Genomic DNA, 16740 nt, shown 5'->3' on the forward strand with positions numbered 1-16740 from the left:
TAGAAACGTTCACGAATGACCTTCTCGCCCGGATTTCTTTATGTCATTTTTACATAATTATTTCGATATAATACTTAATTTCCAAAAAGATTAAAGACTATATGGATATGGATTTGGTTAACTTTTCACCTTGTTATATAAATCAAGCAAATTTTCAATCAAAATACCATTTAGTTTCATGCCGACTATATCACAATTTTCTATTTCAATATTTTTCAGATTACTATTACTTATAGTGCTACATTCCAAATCACATTTATCGAATACAATAGGTTCCTTCTCATCTCCAAGACTTGTATTTTTAAATTGCACTCCACCTAAAGTCACCAAATTAAATTTACTACCAGAAAGATTTAAATCTGCATATGATGACCATCTAAAATTTATATTTCTAAACTTGGATTGACTTACATTACAATTACTCATATTCATATTCATTATATTGCTACCAACAAATGAACTGTTTTTTAAATTCACTTGATAATACTCTGTATTTGCTAAATTACAGTTTTCGTATTGACTATTTTTCATATCTTTATTTGTAACTACACTCGCTTTGTTTGAGCTTGTTTTTATTCTTTTCACGTAACAATACTCATCTTCCGATTCAAAAATCATTTGGTAACCCATCTTTTTATAAAAGTGATGATTGTTAATTTGTCTACTAGATGTTTCGAGATCCCAAATCTTTATGTTCGGATATTCCTTTTCTATTAATTTCATAACATGTGATCCAATTCCTTTTCCTTGATAAACAGGATCTACAAAAATACGATCAATTCGACCGTACGACTTACCAGAAATCGTAACTATTATCCCTCCGATTATTTCTTTATCCATTACAACTTTGAAAGAATCCAATTCTTCAATGGAATATTCCATCATTTCAACTGAAGAATATCCTGGCGGTTGAATGTTATAATCAATGACATCATCTTGGCCATATAGCCATTGTTTTGCTTCTGCATCAAATGTTCTTTTCATTATTTCTGTTAATTTCTCAGCATCTAAAATTGTAGCTTTTTCTATAGATATTTTCGTCATTTTCGTTTTCCCCTTCATTATTACAAACCAACCATTTTTGTGAATGGCATAATTATCAATTCACTTTTGTTTTTAATGCTTTTCCCATTATTACATATGGAACATCATTTTTACTTGGATGAAATGGTTCTAATACATTTACCCAATCTATTCTTTCATATAACGAACGTGCTTTTTCATTGTTTATTTGTGTTGTTAAAACACTCGTTCTATTTGGAATCCCTTCTAGTAATTCATTATGTAATTTCGTTCCAAGACCTTCATTTTGATATTCTGGGTGGACTGCTAACTCTACAAATTCAAAACAATCTTGTAACCATTCGTATACTTGCTCTAGATGTAACGCTTCTCTCATTAATTGATTATAGTACTGTCCCTCCATTGAGCGATAACCATAAGTAAAACCAACTACTTCATTTTCATCATTTATTGCTACTATACCTTTAAAACCTGTATATTCTATATGCCTATTCATTCGCTCGATCATTTCATTGAAATTTGTTTTCTCAAATACTTTACAATACAAATTTGCCATATTCCCAATTAGGATCTCATCTTTTTCAATGCTTATGAATTTCACTTTATTACCCCCTATTAAAACATTTATATCCTTAAATTTTTAAAAACAAAGAAAATTAACACTAATCACCCTCTTTACTATTAAACTACAAATCACCCTATATTTTCCACGATTACTTAGTATTAATGAATAATAAAAAGAGACCATGTAATATAAACATGTTCTCTTCTTTTATTCATTTTCAATTTTATCCCGCTATTTGCCGGGCAGTAAGACCCCCACCTCAAAATTCAGCGAAAGCAAAGAAGTTAGGTGGGGTTCGGGCTAATAATCAGCGGGGGCTGACACCCCACTGATTAAAGTTTCACTTTATATAATTAAAAATTAGATATTACTTAAGCCACTCGTTGCAAGTATTACTTAACTGCTGTAAATCTTCTATAAATTGACTCGCATCATATCCATCACAAACCGAATGATGTACTTGTAATGAAACTGGTAGCATAACCTTGTTTCCTTCGTTAAAATATTTCCCACAAGTTATAATTGGCAATAGAAAATTTTCATCATTATTAATATTAAGATTAAATCCAGTAAAACTAGTCCAAGGTATGCTAGAAATTGGAAATACATTAGGCGGAATATTTTCTTTCGTGAAAAAACCATGAACACTAGCATAGCATCTCATATCGTCTTCATAATTTTTATAGAAAGTGCGGAAATCACCTGAATAATCCGTCCATATACTTGAAAAAGACTTATCATCTTTATGAAAGATTGTATAACTCGGTATCATTTCCTCCCAATAGCCTAAAACTCCTTCATCGTTAAAACATGTTCGAAATTTTTTATGATTATTTACTACTCTAGAAATTAAATATATAAAAACGGGATAAAATTTTATTCCCTTTTGATATACTTCCTCTAATAACATCGTGATATCAACATTCACAGTCATACTAAATGTACATTTCAACTTAAAATAATGCTCAAAATACCGCTCTCTATTCCAATCTTCTCTATCAATTACATGAAACTTCATTCTAATAGCCTCCTAAAATTTTCTTTTTATTTTAGAAGGCTAATTCCCTTGCTCTTACCATACTTGTTCACTCCTAACAGTTTACAACTCACCCTAATTATTCATTTAATTATATAACATATGTAAGAATCAATTCACATATTTCTGGAAATCCATCCACATACTATAGATAAATCAAATGAAATTTGGAGGATACATACATGAATAACAAAAATATGAATAAAAAAGAAAATGTTACTGAAAACACTACATCTATTCAAAATAATAATACTGCAAATCTTACTATCGAAGAACAAGCAATGAACGGCTTATACGGGATGCCCGAAACAACAATTGAAGATGCTGATCACGCTGCAGCTGATGGTTTGACTTCAAAAAATTAATTAACTACATTGAAAAAAGCCAAGGAAAATATCCTTGGCTTTTTTAACTATGCATCCACCTTTTGTATTTCTTCACTCTTTCTTGAAAGTTTACCTGGCCAAAAAGCAAATCGGCCTAAAACTACTGTAATCGCGGGTACAAGTAACGGTCTTACGATAAACGTATCTAGTAATACGCCAATTGCAGTTACAATGCCAAATTGAACTAATACTTGAATTGGAAGTGTACCTAACACTGCAAAAGTTCCTGCTAAAATTAAACCTGCCGATGTAATAACACTACCTGTTTGTATTACACCATTTTTTACTGCATCCAAGTGATTTTGTGTCTTTCTGTTTTTCCATATTTCTGAAACCATAAAAATATTATAATCTTCACCTAAAGCAACTAAAAATACGAATGCGTACAACGGTATCGCACCTTGAATGGCCGGCGCTCCCATACCGTAATGAAGTAATACCCATCCTGCTCCTAACGCTGAGAAGAATGATAAGACAACAGTTACAATTAAATAAACCATTGCAACAACCGATCGTAAATAGACAAGTAATAGTAAAGCGATAATGCTAATCATTACTGGAATAATTACTGATTCATCACGTTCCGTAATTTGCTTTGTATCATATAATGAAGCTGTTTCTCCACCAATCCACAATTGCTCTTCAGCATTACTAATCCCAGCATCTTTTAATACTTTTTCCACACTGTTTTTCAATTTAGGAATTTGATCTAATGCTTCAATTGCGTATGGATTTTCCGCTAAAGAAACTTCATACATTTGTATTTGCTTATTTTCTTTTCCCTCTTTTGGCTCTTTCACTGTATTTACGAAAGAAAATTTCTCTAGTTCTTGTTTAATAGGAAGCTCTTTGCCTTTCGTATCAACAACAACTTTTATTGGTGCTAGTTCACCAGCTGAGAAATGATCACTAATTAACGTAAACCCTTCACGAGAAGGCATATCCTTTGGAAACGACTCTAATAAGTCATATGTGTATTGAATACGTGGTACGAATGAAGCCAATCCGCCTAATACAAATACAGTTAGCATAATTATTGTCCATGGTCTTCGTACTACAATATCTCCAAGTTTTTTACTAAAGGAGCCTTTTGATTTTTTAACTTTTACAGCCCTCTTTTTCTTTCTTGCAAACTCCTCATTCATTGAAGTTGTTCTCGGTATAAACGGGAAAAATGCAATTCTACCGAAAATTAATAATAGTGCTGGTAAAATTGTTAAAGCCGCGATTCCCATTATAAATACAGCAACACTAAATGGTACTGCAAATCGATGAAAGGCACCATAATGAGCAAGTAGTAATGTTCCTAATCCAAGTACAACAGTTAACGCACTCATTATTATTGCACCGCCAGATGCTTTAATCGCAAGTTGCAGCGCTTTATATTTACTTTCTTCTTCTAACAAGTACTCTCTATATCTCGAAATTAAAAATAGACAATAGTCCGTTCCAGCGCCAAACAATAATACTGTCATAATTGATATCGCTTGGGCATCTACTTTAATCCATCCGTGATCAGCTAAAAAACCGAGTGTAGGACTAATAATACCGTATGCAAAGCCAACAACAAGTATAGGTAAAATCGCTAAAATTGGTGAACGATACAGTAAAATTAACAAAACTAACACTAGTAGTACAGTAGCCACTAACAATTTCACATCTGCTTGACTAAATAAACTAACTGCATCTGTTTGAATACCTACAGGTCCTGATAATCGAACATGTAAACCAGATTCACTTATTTTTTGTTTAAATGGATCTTCATCCACCTTACTATTCACTATTTTTCTAAACTCTTCAAGATTTCCTTTTAATATATCCGTACCAGCAGATTTATTAAAAAATACCGGTGTAACAAATGATGTACTATCTTTTGACGCACTTTTTGATAATACTTGTTCCGGGATTGTATCAAATGGTGGTAACGTTGATTGTTCCTTTAAAGGACTAGCTTTTAACTCTTTATAAACGTCTTGTATGAGTTTATAATCCTGCGACTGTAATCCACCATCTCTATACCATACTACTAATAAAGGATTCCCTGCATTATTCGGAAACTCTTTTTTCATAAGTGCTTCCGCTTGCTGCGACATAGCTGTTTCGGGTAAATTTTTCGGGTTCGGTTCTTTCGTACTATTTACTTGTGGTAACGTAAATGAAAGTAATAATGTAATAAGAATCCATACCGATAAAGTGATCCATTGCGTATTTTTACCTGCTACAAGCCTCCCTAACATATGTAACGGGTGCTTTTTCATAAAAAACCCACCTTCCTTTTTTCCTCCACTATTAATTATATATACTGGTCGGTTAATTAATCAAGAATGAATAAAAATTATGTTATAATTATCTAAACAATACATGTCAGGAGCGAATGGATTTGGAACAAAAACAACGCACTCTTGGAAGGCCTCGTCAAAATAAAAATACAAAATCTACAAAAGAAACCATTTTAGAAGTTGCAACTCGGTTATTTCTTACTCAAAATTATCAAGTCGTTTCTATGGAGGAAGTAGCAAAAGTTTGTGGTGTTACGAAAGCAACTGTCTACTATTACTATTCAACAAAAGCCGATTTATTTACCGCTACTATGATCGAAATGATGGTACGTATACGTGAGAATATGTCTCAAATACTCTCTACAAACAAAACTTTAGAAGAAAGATTATTAGACTTCGCTAAAGTTTACTTACACGCAACGATGGATATTGATATGAAAAATTTTATGAAAGATGCAAAACTGTCGTTATCTGAAGAACAATTGAAACAATTAAAAAATGCTGAAGATAATATGTATGAAGTACTAGAAAAAGCACTCGATAATGCTATGCACATCGGAGAAATTCCGAAAGGAAACGCTAAATTTGCGGCTCATGCTTTCGTATCTTTATTATCTATTGGGAATTTTAAAGATGAAAATCACAATCCTATTCTTGCAAATATAGATGAATTAGCACAAGAAATCGTTTCTTTTTATTGGAACGGATTAGGTCATTCATATTAAACAGATTTCCTTTAATAAAAAAGCATGTTTGAATTTTTTTCAAACATGTTTTTTTATAATTTAGCATCCATTATCTAAAAATTATTATCTTCGACTTTTATAAATTTTGAAGTTGAATCTTTATATTCCCCTTACTTAATCCCCCATGGTAACAAACTACAGATTCAATATCTAGATTTAAATACTTCTTCAAAGACTGCTGTGCTTCCTTAATATTTATAGTTGTTGGGGCGTGAATTCCTCCTAACATCCCATTCACACTATACATAGAGTCTCCTGCAACAAGAATTTTACTTTGTTTCAAATATAAACTAATATGACCCGGGGTATGCCCTGGAGTATGAAGAATTAGTATTCCACCGCAATACGGAAGTTCTTGCCCGTCAATCATAGTATCACTCACTTTTCCTTTTGGTCGGTTCTCTACATTTCCGTCCTTCAATAAAGGTAAATCCCCCTCGATATATGGCTTATCTAGTTCGTGCGCATAAACTTTAATATTACTTCGACAGCGCTGCAACAACTCCGGAAGACTACCTATATGATCAATATCCTGATGCGTCAAAATCACGACTTTTAACTTATCAAATGATACCCCAACCTTTTCCATCTCTACTTGTATATCTTCAATTTGTCCTGGGAAACCCGTATCTATTAATACTGCCATTTCATCATCCCATAAAAGAATTGGATGAATAACAAATTCTTGAAATTCAAGTTGTAACATTTCTATCCCTTTAGCAATCTCCATACAGCCATTCTCCTTTATGTTGAAGTTTGAAAATATGTACGAGTAAACTGAAAATATAAAGTGAAACTTTAATCCGTGGGGCTTTTACTACTCGGCAAATAGCGGGATAAAGCACCTCTATCTTATAATATGTTTTGTCATCCCAATAGAGAATGCTTCAAACCCTATAGATTCATAGTAAGATTGCAATTTTTCTACACACATAAGTTGTGGAATAACCTTGTTTTGTTCACAGTGTTGGATTAATCGTTTCACTATTTCTTTTCCGATGCCACTAGACTGATATTTTGGCAATACACCAACTCCACAAATAATGCCTGTTATGACTCCATCTGATATGACACGCCCCATCCCTACTAACCTCTTATCATCAAAAACATAAATTGCATACCAACTTTGCTTACACATTCGTTCTAACTCGTTAACCGTTAATTTAAGAGAATTCCATCCTAAAGATTCGTATAAGGATAATAATCCATTAAAATCTGTAGGATGTTCACTTATGTAGCGTATACTATTTTCCATGTCAATACTCCCTATTCTCTGGCTTGTTTATATTTCATAAAATTCCCTTTACACAAATCTGATTGATGTAAAAATAACTAGAACAAACTTCAATAAGAAAGATAGAATTCCTTCTCAATATAAAGTAAAAAGAAGTTATCTCACTTAAGATAACTTCTTTTATATAAGACTCTCATTATATTATCAACCAAAAAATATACAACTGCATACGATTAGCACAAACAAAACTAATAAACCATTTGAGAAATAACCCATTGAATACTACCCCTTTATTAAATTATGTAAAAGATTTTATCATAAAATGATTTACAACTTAATAACTGAAAAAGACATTGTATTCATTAGTTATATATGTTTAGTAATATTTTATTTTCGGTTATATTCTCGTTCCCTGAAAGTGCTTATCATACTCTTCTACTTCAGTTCATATAAGTTCAAAATATTAAATAATAAGTAAAAAAGACCTCCACCTTACGAGATCTTTTTTACTTATTTTCCAAATACACTAATTGATTCTTCCTCAATTACAAGTAAACAATTAGCATATTACATGATTTAATATCCCAATAGCCAATTCAACTCTATTAATTCGGTTCGACCTTAATATCCCCCTTTTGTTCCAAAAACTCAATAATCGTTTCACAGACTTTATCCATCTCCTCGATATCTGGGAAATGTCCACTATTTTCAAATATAACAAGTTTACCATTTTTCAATTGTCTCGTTATTCTATAACTCATTCCTACACCCGTGTTATAGTCATGCGCTCCAACTATGACACACGTATCAATTTCTAAACCTTTAATACGCTCAATAAGCGGTAAAGATGCTTTTGTTCCAAAAATAACTTTGCTCATCTTCCCTGTATTACTTAACTGACTTTCCTCCCAAAACCTTCTATTTAGCTTTGCAAATTCTTCATTTTTAAACAATAGTCGATCTACATTTTCTGTATCAACTATACTCCAAACTTGATTATATTTTTCTTTTAGCGCAATTTTCGACTTACTTATTTTCAATATTTGTTCTTTCATTTCCCCTTTCGTTACTTGTAGAAAACCTTCTATCTGCACAGTATACATATCATTAAAATCATCTAACGATGGTGCTTGTAATACCATTTGTTCAACATTTTTCGAATATTTCAAAGCATACTCTAAACAAAGTTGTCCACCAAAAGAGTAGCCTAACAAATTTATCTTCTCTACATGTAATTGCTTTCTTAATTCCTCTAAATCTTCGACTAGAGTATTGATTGAGTACTCACCGTCATCTTGTGGTGCCTCACTTCGTCCGCAACCTCTTTGTTCGTAATAAACTACAGTCATATTTCCTTCTAACTTCAAACCAAGCGTTCTTTCGAATACATAATGATTACCACCTGGACCACCATGTACTATAATAAGAGGGACTGTATTATGAGCTGTCCCTGCAACTTTACACCAATGCATAATCCCATTGATTTTCAAATAGTGTATACCATCTTGCAACATTAACTGATTCATTTATCTTCTCTCCTCATCGCTCACTTATTACTATCTAAATATATAAGTTCTGACCATTTACACTTTTTCCCTTTATATTCTTTAGACACTATCCTCATTTATAAGAATAGCTTTCTTATTCAAAAATAGATTTTTAAAAATTCCTACTCCCACAATTAATAAACCTATACCAACTAATTTATTTACTTGTAATGGAACACTCTCCATTCCAAATAATCCGAATGTATCAATGCATAACGCAACGACCAATTGAGTAATAAGACTAATTAGCACCGTATATGCTGGACCTAAACTCTTTATTGCACCCATTATACAAATAATTAACCCGATGCCAAACAGTCCACTTACATAAAACAAATAATTTGCAGTATACACTTTAATGCTAATACTGTTTTCTGTAATGATATAAAATAGAATAGAACTAATGAGACCTATTCCAAGGACACATGTAGTTGTTAACCACTGTCCTACATTTTCATTTACTTTTGCATTAAAAACAGATTGTACGCTAATTAATATTCCTGCTAATATAGCTAAACTAAATCCAATCAAAATCTTCCTCTCCCTTTCATTGCTCATATATATTATCTTTAGCGACTTCCTTCATTCTAGAAAAATCTTTAATTACAATAACTCCATTACTCTTTTCAATTAGTTTTTCATTATAAAATCTTTGTAATACCCGAATTACGTGCCTATAACTTACCCCTATAAAATCTGCAATACTCGTTACTGAAGTTGCATCCAAATCCCCTTTATACATATTCCCGTTACTATCTGTTGAAATTGAAAGCAAATAACTAGCTACACGTACTTCTACAGGATAAAGTAAATTAAGAGCAGTAAAACGAGTCGATATTTTTAACGTGTTGGCAATGTTTTCAAGCAAGAACTTCATAAATATAGGATCATGTAATAACTTGTTTCTAATAACCGTATTAGAAATAGAGATTGCTACAACATCTGAACAAGCCTCAACGACATTATGTGCTTTGCTATTTTGAATTAGTTCAATATCACCAACAATGGCCAATGGATTGATAAAGCGAAGAATTAGTTTCTTCCCTTCAGGTGTAATCGTATAAACTTTTACTTTCCCTTTAACAACAAAATATAAACGATCCATTTCGTCATCTATATTGCAAATAAGCTCGCCTTTTTCAAAGTGATTTAATTGAAAATATGCTGTATCTATTTCTGAAAAAACCTCGAGCGTTTTATTGATTTTCAAATAATGCGTAATTAAACTTGATCTATTCTCCATATTCATTTCCTCCTTTCATTTACATATTAAATACAACAATACCTATAATCATTACTATTGTTCCCACAATATGATATCTCTCCATCTGTATCTTTTTTATATGAAACAGTCCTTTCATTTCAATAACTGTTGCCGTTAACAATTGAGCAACCATTAGTGTGCCAGCTGTCAATGTAACTCCTAGTGAATATATCGCCATAGTTTCTGCGCAAATAATGAATCCACCAAATGCACCCGCTACTAAATATATTTTTTTTACACTCTTTAAATCCGTTACTTTCTCTTCTTTCTTTAACAAAAATACAGTTGTTGCAATAATGAATCCAATTAAATGGGTTATAATACTCGTCGACCATATACCGATATGTGAACTAAGTTTCGCATTAAAGGTTCCTTGAAGTGTTATAAATATCCCCGCAAAAACAGCAAATAGAATACCTTTCAAAAAATCATCTCCTCATCCTTTATTTCTGACTTAATTAAAAACCATCATCCTATAATGACAAAAGGACAAATGTCACATCACTATGAAAATAACTTGGAATGAAAAAAAAACACACCTCAAAAATGCGAGATGTGTTTTTTATTTATATATAGTGTTTTATAAATGAAAATTACGCTACATTAAAAGATTTCTTTTTCATAACAAACTTTGCAAATAAGAAACGTACAAGCGGTCCCATAATAATTAATTGTAATGGATATGCCATTATGAAATTTTTAATAAAAATCGAAAAATAAATTGAAACAAATGAAGCTCCTTGTAGTCCACCATGTAAATGCATCATAGCCATACCGAAAAATGACATAAAGAACACCATTCCGATTACCATAGTTGTCGCCATCGCAACGATAATATTTATTTTCTTAGATTTATCAAATGGCAACATGAATACAATTTTTTTCGCACAAGGTCCAACTATACTTATTTCAATTAATAGCGCAATAATAAAGCCAATTAATAGTTCTAATGCAATCTCTTTAATATAAATTGGTCCTCCTGTTTCATTCATTAGTAAATTGTAAAACGTCATTACGATAACCATTCCAAGGCACATCATCATGCCAAATTGGAGGTTTTCTTTTCTTGTTGTTGGCAAATTTCATCATCCTCTCTCTTTGAGTCTTTGTCATTATATCGACATTGGAACCCCCTTCGTAAGTGAACATTTTGTGAACAAATTTAAAACGTTTTCATGTATTTTCTTTACTTTCAACTCAAATTCTCACTTTTACTTATAAAGGTTTTATATATTTCAATGTTGAATTACTAAATTTAACATTGCATTACATTATTACTAGGAGGATAACCATGAATGAAACAGAATTTTACGCATATCACATCGTAACAAGGAAAAAAATGCATATCGGACAAATGATTCCTTTTAACAAAAATCAACACAATACTCTATATCACTTCTTTTTTGAAAGAGAACATTAAATGCTAATGGTGAAGATGGCATACAAATTTTAAATAATCACTATAAAAATGACGAATTACATATAAATAATGAAAATGCTAAAGTAGTTATAAGTTATATGGATCAAACAATTAGAGCAGCTAGAGAAACCATTGTAGAAATGGTTAGACTACAAGAATTCCCTGAATATCCTTCCAGGTTATCTTGTTTATACGCTGCAAAAAGCTATGAAGATGCTTTAAAATGGAAAGCATTATTTGATTCTTACAATCGAGAAGTTTTACAGATTGTTAAACTACGAGTAATCGGAAGTTCTTTTGAAGGTGACGGGAATCTTTTACCAAAAGAAGATGGTATTCCTTTTTCTCAAAAAATCGAACAAGCTAGAAAGTATTGGAAAGGAAATATTAGAAATGAACTTCCTGAGCTACTGATTAATGGAGAAATTGAAGTGGTGGAAATTATTGATGACTTCTCCTCAATTCATATTTAATTTCTAACTAAATCATATAGGATGGAGATTACAATGAAGAAAAAAGTGTACTTCAATCATGATGGCGGCGTAGATGATTTAATTTCATTATTTTTATTACTTCAAATGGAAAACGTTGAACTTACCGGTGTATCTGTTATCCCAGCAGACTGCTATTTAGAACCCGCAATGTCTGCAAGTCGTAAAATTATTGATCGCTTCGGCAAAGGTAATATTGCAGTAGCCGCTTCAAACTCTCGCGGGCAAAACCCGTTTCCAAAAGACTGGCGGATGCATGCATTTTATGTAGATGCTCTACCAATTTTAAATGAGTCTGGAAAAGTTGTAACACCCGTGGTGGCAAAGCCTGCACATCACCATTTAATAGAAACACTTCTACAAACGGAAGGAAAAACAAGTTTATTATTTACCGGGCCCCTAACTGACCTTGCTCGTGCATTATATGAAACTCCCATCATAGAAGATAAAATTGAACGTCTCGTTTGGATGGGTGGTACATTTCTTACAGCAGGCAATGTACATGAACCAGAGCATGATGGAACAGCTGAGTGGAATTCGTTTTGGGACCCTGAAGCAGTGGCTCGTGTATGGGATGCAAAAATTAAAATCGACTTAGTGACACTAGAAAGTACAAACCAAGTTCCGTTAACTATAGACATACGTGAACAATGGGCAAAAGAACGAAAGTATATTGGTATGGATTTCCTTGGTCAATGCTATGCAATGGTTCCCCCTCTCGTTCACTTCTCAACGAACTCTACCTACTATTTATGGGATGTACTAACTACCGCGCTTGTCGGAAACACTAACCTTGCAAAAACTGAAACAATTAATAGTATCGTTCATACATACGGACCAAGCCAAGGACGTACAGAGGAAACTGCTGATGGACGACCTGTAAATGTCGTTTATGATGTAAAACGTGATGTATTCTTTGAATATATTACTGAATTAGCAAAGAAAGCTTCTACTTGAACCACTATCTATACGAAAAATAAATAGAATAAAATCACTTCAGACGATGAACCCCTATATTTAGAATTTAGTTGAAACTACATATTTAACTATTGAAAAGAGTATTGAATTAAATTTCAATACTCTTTTTGTGCAATTTAATTATATTGGATTAATGTAGTGTCTTATTGATTATTCATTTCATAACCATTGACAAAATAAGTTATTGTTTCTAACTCATCTTCATTTAATTCTCTATCTAGTTCTTGTTTATACGCTGCCTTTATCTTCTCTTCATCGCCCTTATGAGCTTCTGTATAAGTTCCTACTGCTTTTAACATGCGAATCTCTTGTAAAAACTCCTCTCGATTTATCGCTTCCCCATGAGAAAGAATATATGTCTCAGCATCAAATTTTTCTAATTCATCTATTAATGCAAACGTTCTTTTCGTCGTATAGTTCCACTTCGAAGAAAAAATATCTGCATATATACAGTCTCCTAAAAATAATATCTTTTCTTCTTTCACGTAAATAACAACTGAATCATGTGCATGATCTCCGCCCACATGTTTTAACACGCATGTCACTTCACCAAGATCTAATTCCATTTGATTCTGGAACGTTAAGGTCGGAGGAATAATGTTAATATTTCTCGCTTTTTCTTCAAACTCTTTTTTTATGCAATCCGCACAAAATGCAATTTCAGTACCCTCTTTTACGCGTGCGTCCAAAGCTTCATCTGTCCATTCATAAGAAACAAGTGTACGCATCTCTTTTTTCGTTTCAGAATGTGCAATAGACAATGCATCTTGTAGTACAGGCAATCCAAAAATATGATCCCAATGCCAATGGGTTAGTGCTACGAAATCTGGATTCGATACATTTTGTTCTTTTAACATTTCTAAAAATAATTGTGCATGTTCTTCTGAATTCCCTGCATCAATCATTAACGTTTTTTCTTGTCCAACGACCATTCCTAAGATAGGTCTATCTGTTTCAGAAACAGGTGTCATATACCAAAATGAGTTTCCTATTTTTTTAATTTGTTGCATAACCAATTCCCCTTTTCATTTCCTCACTTAAGTTTAATATATAGATTATAACGAATCACTACTTTTTTCTCTATACTCAAACACAATTACTTGGACTATTCTAACTTTCCTTTTCGTAAGCTAAAAATAAGTGGAAGAATCGGAGTGTGATACTATGGAACGATTATGGATTCCAATGATTGTTACGTTTTTTTCATTTGGTGGATTACTATTAGGCGGTGCTGTTGGAGTAGCAACACGCCAACTCATTGAAGAAAAGATGCATCGTTTATACGCATTATGTGGCGGAATTTTACTTGGGCTTTTATCCCTTGAAATTATTCCTGAAACATTTTCAAGCTACGAAATGATTGGGCCTATACTTGGTATAGCCATCGGTATTTTAGTTATGAGCTTATTAGATAACTATTGTCACCATCCAATGATACATAAAAAAGATCAACAAGCATGGCAAACCTTCCTTTTTCTCTCTTTCGCTATATTTATTCATAATATACCTAGTGGATTTGCGTTAGGTACAGCTTTTATAAATCATAATGACTCTGCCATTCCCTTTTTAATAGCAATTGTCGTTCACCATATTCCAGAAGGATTAGCTTTAATTATTCCATTTCTTTTTACAAAACATAAATATATTTCCTTTTTATTAACGACTTTATTACTTTCGCTTATTCTCGGTACTGGCACAGTTTTTGGCATTTTGATGGAAGGAAAAGCTCTTCACCTGCAAGGGCTCATTATGGGAAGTGCTATTGGTTCACTTGGATATGTCACAATTCATGAAATGCTTTGGAAAGCTAAGAAACAGCTCTCTTTCCTTACATTTCTAATGTGGGCGACTAGTGGTTTTTTACTAATAACAGTGTTCACTTTATTCGCTGGTCATCATTAAAGTTGCTAAAGTAAAACTTTTGTTCCTCCCACACTGATTCTTAGATTACAAATAACCAGATAAATTTTCTTATTTGTATATTTTTCCTTTTTATCCAAAACATAATGTTATCTACCTATTATAAGGAGGAACACTTATGTTTGGGAAAACAGCCAGTGAAGCATTAGTTGATTTATTAATTGACTGGGGAGTAGAACACATATACGGTATGCCTGGAGATTCCATCAATTCTATCATTGAAGCTTTAAGAAAAAAACAAGATAAAATTAAATTCATTCAAGTTCGCCATGAAGAAGCTGGTGCATTAGCAGCGGCTGCCTATGCAAAATTAACAGGAAAACTTGGCGTTTGTATGGCAATTGCAGGACCTGGTGCTATTCATTTATTAAATGGTTTATATGATGCGAAACTCGATAAAGCCCCTGTTCTAGCAATTTCAGGTCAAGTAGAAACCGATTTACTTGGAACGGACTTTTTCCAAGAAGTAAATTTAGAAAGAATGTTTGATGATGTTGCGGTTTATAACCAGCGTATTATGTCAGCAGAACAGCTACCTGCTGTCGTGAATCAAGCGATTCGAATGGCTTATACGAAAAAAGGGGTCTCTGTTCTTACAATTCCTGATGATGTTCCGAAATTCGAAGTAAAAAGTGGTGCTCGAGTTACAAATACTTCCTTTACATTACCTGATTTATTTCCTCAAGAAGAAGATTTAGATGCTGCAAAACTCGCAATTAATGAAGCGAAAAAGCCTGTTATTTTAGCTGGAAAAGGTACGAAACATGCGAGAGAATCTTTACTTGCATTGGCAGAACATATTGGTGCTCCAATCGTACTTACATTGCCAGCTAAAGGAATTATTCCTGATGAACACCCTCTTTGTATTGGTGGATTAGGATTGATTGGCACGAAACCTTCTTATGAAGCAATGAAGCATGCAGATACTTTAATTATGGTCGGTACTTCTTATCCGTTCACCGGCTTCTTACCTGAAAAAGCAAAAACAATTCATATCGATACAGATCCTGCCCAAATCGGGAAACGTTATGCGACAGATATTGGTTTAGCTGGTGATGCTGATAAAACATTACGATGGTTAATTGAAAATGTTGAAGAACACACAGACCATTCCTTCTTAGAACATCACCAAGAAATGATGAAAAAGTGGGAAGAAAAATTACACGATCAAGAAGAAGACTCTTCCATTCCAATTAAACCACAACGCGTTATGCATGCTCTGCAGCAAGTAGCACATGATGACGCAATTCTATCAGTCGATGTCGGAAATGTAACAGTATGGACCGCAAGACACTTCCGTATGACAAACCAGCAATTTGTCATTTCTAGCTGGCTCGCAACACTTGGTTGCGGTTTACCTGGTGCTCTTGCTGGAAAAATTGCATTCCCGGATAAACAAGTATTTGCAGTTTGTGGTGATGGCGGATTTGGAATGACGATGAATGACTTCGTAACAGCTGTAAAATATAAATTACCAATCGTTGTCGTCGTATTAAACAATAATAAAATTGCGATGATTAAATTCGAGCAAGAAGTTATGGGTAATATCGAATTCGAAACAGACTTAACGAACCCTGATTTTGCAAAATATGCAGAGGCGTGTGGAGGTATTGGATACCGTGTTGAGAATTTAGATGAACTACTTCCCGCTTTCCAAAATGCAGTAAAACAAAATAAACCATGTATTATTGATGTAGTTGTAGATGCTAACGAAGCACCAATGCCAGCAAAAATCACATTTGGTCAAGCCGCTGGTTATACGAAACATATGATAAAAGAATTATTTGAAGAAGGTAAGATTGATTTACCACCACTTTAAGCGAAAAAAGATAGCTGAAAACAATTTGTCTT

At 33.0% G+C, this 16740-nt stretch carries 17 protein-coding genes and 1 pseudogene; 6 read left to right on the top strand and 12 right to left on the bottom strand.

Translation table 11 applies throughout. The features are described from left to right. Nucleotides 1-117: 117 nt before the first annotated feature. From ACUN13_RS12320 to catA, 3 genes are all read right to left on the bottom strand, one after another. On the bottom strand, nt 118-1062 hold the full coding sequence (locus tag ACUN13_RS12320; protein ID WP_002025165.1) for a GNAT family N-acetyltransferase: 945 nt from the start codon (nt 1060-1062) through the stop codon (nt 118-120). A gap of 37 nt (nt 1063-1099) precedes the next feature. After that, nucleotides 1100-1624: a GNAT family N-acetyltransferase gene (locus tag ACUN13_RS12325; protein WP_445423800.1), complete on the bottom strand. Its 525-nt coding sequence runs from the start codon at nt 1622-1624 to the stop codon at nt 1100-1102. A 331-nt stretch (nt 1625-1955) separates the two neighbouring features. Next, nucleotides 1956-2606, bottom strand: a complete 651-nt coding sequence (catA, locus tag ACUN13_RS12330; RefSeq protein WP_000668540.1) for a type A chloramphenicol O-acetyltransferase — start codon at nt 2604-2606, stop codon at nt 1956-1958. Between the two features lie 200 nt (nt 2607-2806). On the opposite strand from catA, the gene ACUN13_RS12335 reads away from it, so the two are divergent. Further along, complete coding sequence (locus tag ACUN13_RS12335; protein ID WP_001060658.1) at nt 2807-2989, top strand: DUF4021 domain-containing protein; 183 nt, start codon at nt 2807-2809, stop codon at nt 2987-2989. Between the two features lie 47 nt (nt 2990-3036). Here the strand turns inward: ACUN13_RS12335 and ACUN13_RS12340 are convergent, their stop codons facing one another. After that, nucleotides 3037-5268, bottom strand: coding sequence for an MMPL family transporter (locus ACUN13_RS12340; RefSeq protein ID WP_445423801.1), 2232 nt, complete (start codon nt 5266-5268; stop codon nt 3037-3039). A gap of 122 nt (nt 5269-5390) precedes the next feature. Here ACUN13_RS12340 and ACUN13_RS12345 point away from each other — a divergent pair, with 122 nt between their 5' ends. Beyond that, a complete protein-coding gene (locus ACUN13_RS12345; protein ID WP_000436046.1) occupies nt 5391-6014 on the top strand; it encodes a TetR/AcrR family transcriptional regulator in 624 nt (207 codons plus the stop codon). Between the two features lie 97 nt (nt 6015-6111). Here ACUN13_RS12345 and ACUN13_RS12350 read toward each other — a convergent pair whose 3' ends face one another. The 7 genes from ACUN13_RS12350 to ACUN13_RS12380 all read right to left on the bottom strand — a co-directional run bounded on the left by ACUN13_RS12350 (nt 6112) and on the right by ACUN13_RS12380 (nt 11159). Further along, nucleotides 6112-6765, bottom strand: coding sequence for an MBL fold metallo-hydrolase (locus ACUN13_RS12350; RefSeq protein WP_000401476.1), 654 nt, complete (start codon nt 6763-6765; stop codon nt 6112-6114). A gap of 117 nt (nt 6766-6882) precedes the next feature. Continuing rightward, nucleotides 6883-7290 carry a GNAT family N-acetyltransferase gene (locus tag ACUN13_RS12355; protein WP_000431726.1) on the bottom strand — a complete coding sequence of 136 codons (408 nt, stop codon included), beginning with the start codon at nt 7288-7290 and terminating at the stop codon, nt 6883-6885. A gap of 584 nt (nt 7291-7874) precedes the next feature. Then, nucleotides 7875-8795 (bottom strand): alpha/beta fold hydrolase, encoded by a 921-nt coding sequence (locus ACUN13_RS12360; protein WP_001072682.1) that lies wholly within the window; start codon nt 8793-8795, stop codon nt 7875-7877. An 81-nt stretch (nt 8796-8876) separates the two neighbouring features. After that, complete coding sequence (locus ACUN13_RS12365; RefSeq protein ID WP_000579028.1) at nt 8877-9347, bottom strand: DMT family transporter; 471 nt, start codon at nt 9345-9347, stop codon at nt 8877-8879. Nucleotides 9348-9363: 16 nt separating this feature from the next. Next, on the bottom strand, nt 9364-10059 hold the full coding sequence (locus ACUN13_RS12370; RefSeq protein ID WP_000431609.1) for a Crp/Fnr family transcriptional regulator: 696 nt from the start codon (nt 10057-10059) through the stop codon (nt 9364-9366). A gap of 19 nt (nt 10060-10078) precedes the next feature. Further along, entirely contained in the window at nt 10079-10504 is a 426-nt protein-coding gene (locus tag ACUN13_RS12375) for a DMT family transporter (RefSeq protein WP_000676258.1), read from the bottom strand. Between the two features lie 169 nt (nt 10505-10673). Further along, nucleotides 10674-11159: a hypothetical protein gene (locus tag ACUN13_RS12380; RefSeq protein WP_001143404.1), complete on the bottom strand. Its 486-nt coding sequence runs from the start codon at nt 11157-11159 to the stop codon at nt 10674-10676. A 212-nt stretch (nt 11160-11371) separates the two neighbouring features. Here ACUN13_RS12380 and ACUN13_RS12385 point away from each other — a divergent pair. Continuing rightward, nucleotides 11372-11973, top strand: a pseudogene (locus ACUN13_RS12385) (DUF2441 domain-containing protein). 21 nt (nt 11974-11994) lie between these two features. Continuing rightward, complete coding sequence (locus tag ACUN13_RS12390; protein ID WP_445423802.1) at nt 11995-12948, top strand: nucleoside hydrolase; 954 nt, start codon at nt 11995-11997, stop codon at nt 12946-12948. A 164-nt stretch (nt 12949-13112) separates the two neighbouring features. On the opposite strand, the gene ACUN13_RS12395 is transcribed toward ACUN13_RS12390, so the two are convergent. Beyond that, nucleotides 13113-13979, bottom strand: a complete 867-nt coding sequence (locus ACUN13_RS12395; protein WP_001186119.1) for an MBL fold metallo-hydrolase — start codon at nt 13977-13979, stop codon at nt 13113-13115. Nucleotides 13980-14133: 154 nt separating this feature from the next. Between ACUN13_RS12395 and ACUN13_RS12400 the strand changes: the two genes are divergently transcribed. Together ACUN13_RS12400 and ACUN13_RS12405 are read left to right on the top strand one after the other, a co-directional pair. After that, nucleotides 14134-14871: a ZIP family metal transporter gene (locus ACUN13_RS12400; RefSeq protein WP_000440626.1), complete on the top strand. Its 738-nt coding sequence runs from the start codon at nt 14134-14136 to the stop codon at nt 14869-14871. A gap of 136 nt (nt 14872-15007) precedes the next feature. Continuing rightward, nucleotides 15008-16708: a pyruvate oxidase gene (locus ACUN13_RS12405; RefSeq protein ID WP_322356397.1), complete on the top strand. Its 1701-nt coding sequence runs from the start codon at nt 15008-15010 to the stop codon at nt 16706-16708. Nucleotides 16709-16740: the final 32 nt, after the last annotated feature.

It is taken from the genome of Bacillus cereus group sp. Bce041, assembly GCF_052646455.1.

Bases quoted from the DNA above. Each gene is read 5' to 3' on its own strand.
- ACUN13_RS12320 (WP_002025165.1), bottom strand. From the start codon at position 1,062: ATGAAGGGGAAAACGAAAATGACGAAAATATCTATAGAAAAAGCTACA.
- catA (WP_000668540.1), bottom strand. From the start codon at position 2,606: ATGAAGTTTCATGTAATTGATAGAGAAGATTGGAATAGAGAGCGGTAT.
- ACUN13_RS12335 (WP_001060658.1), top strand. From the start codon at position 2,807: ATGAATAACAAAAATATGAATAAAAAAGAAAATGTTACTGAAAACACT.
- ACUN13_RS12340 (WP_445423801.1), bottom strand. From the start codon at position 5,268: ATGAAAAAGCACCCGTTACATATGTTAGGGAGGCTTGTAGCAGGTAAA.
- ACUN13_RS12350 (WP_000401476.1), bottom strand. From the start codon at position 6,765: ATGGAGATTGCTAAAGGGATAGAAATGTTACAACTTGAATTTCAAGAA.
- ACUN13_RS12355 (WP_000431726.1), bottom strand. From the start codon at position 7,290: ATGGAAAATAGTATACGCTACATAAGTGAACATCCTACAGATTTTAAT.
- ACUN13_RS12360 (WP_001072682.1), bottom strand. From the start codon at position 8,795: ATGAATCAGTTAATGTTGCAAGATGGTATACACTATTTGAAAATCAAT.
- ACUN13_RS12370 (WP_000431609.1), bottom strand. From the start codon at position 10,059: ATGGAGAATAGATCAAGTTTAATTACGCATTATTTGAAAATCAATAAA.
- ACUN13_RS12390 (WP_445423802.1), top strand. From the start codon at position 11,995: ATGGAGATTACAATGAAGAAAAAAGTGTACTTCAATCATGATGGCGGC.
- ACUN13_RS12395 (WP_001186119.1), bottom strand. From the start codon at position 13,979: ATGCAACAAATTAAAAAAATAGGAAACTCATTTTGGTATATGACACCT.
- ACUN13_RS12400 (WP_000440626.1), top strand. From the start codon at position 14,134: ATGGAACGATTATGGATTCCAATGATTGTTACGTTTTTTTCATTTGGT.
- ACUN13_RS12405 (WP_322356397.1), top strand. From the start codon at position 15,008: ATGTTTGGGAAAACAGCCAGTGAAGCATTAGTTGATTTATTAATTGAC.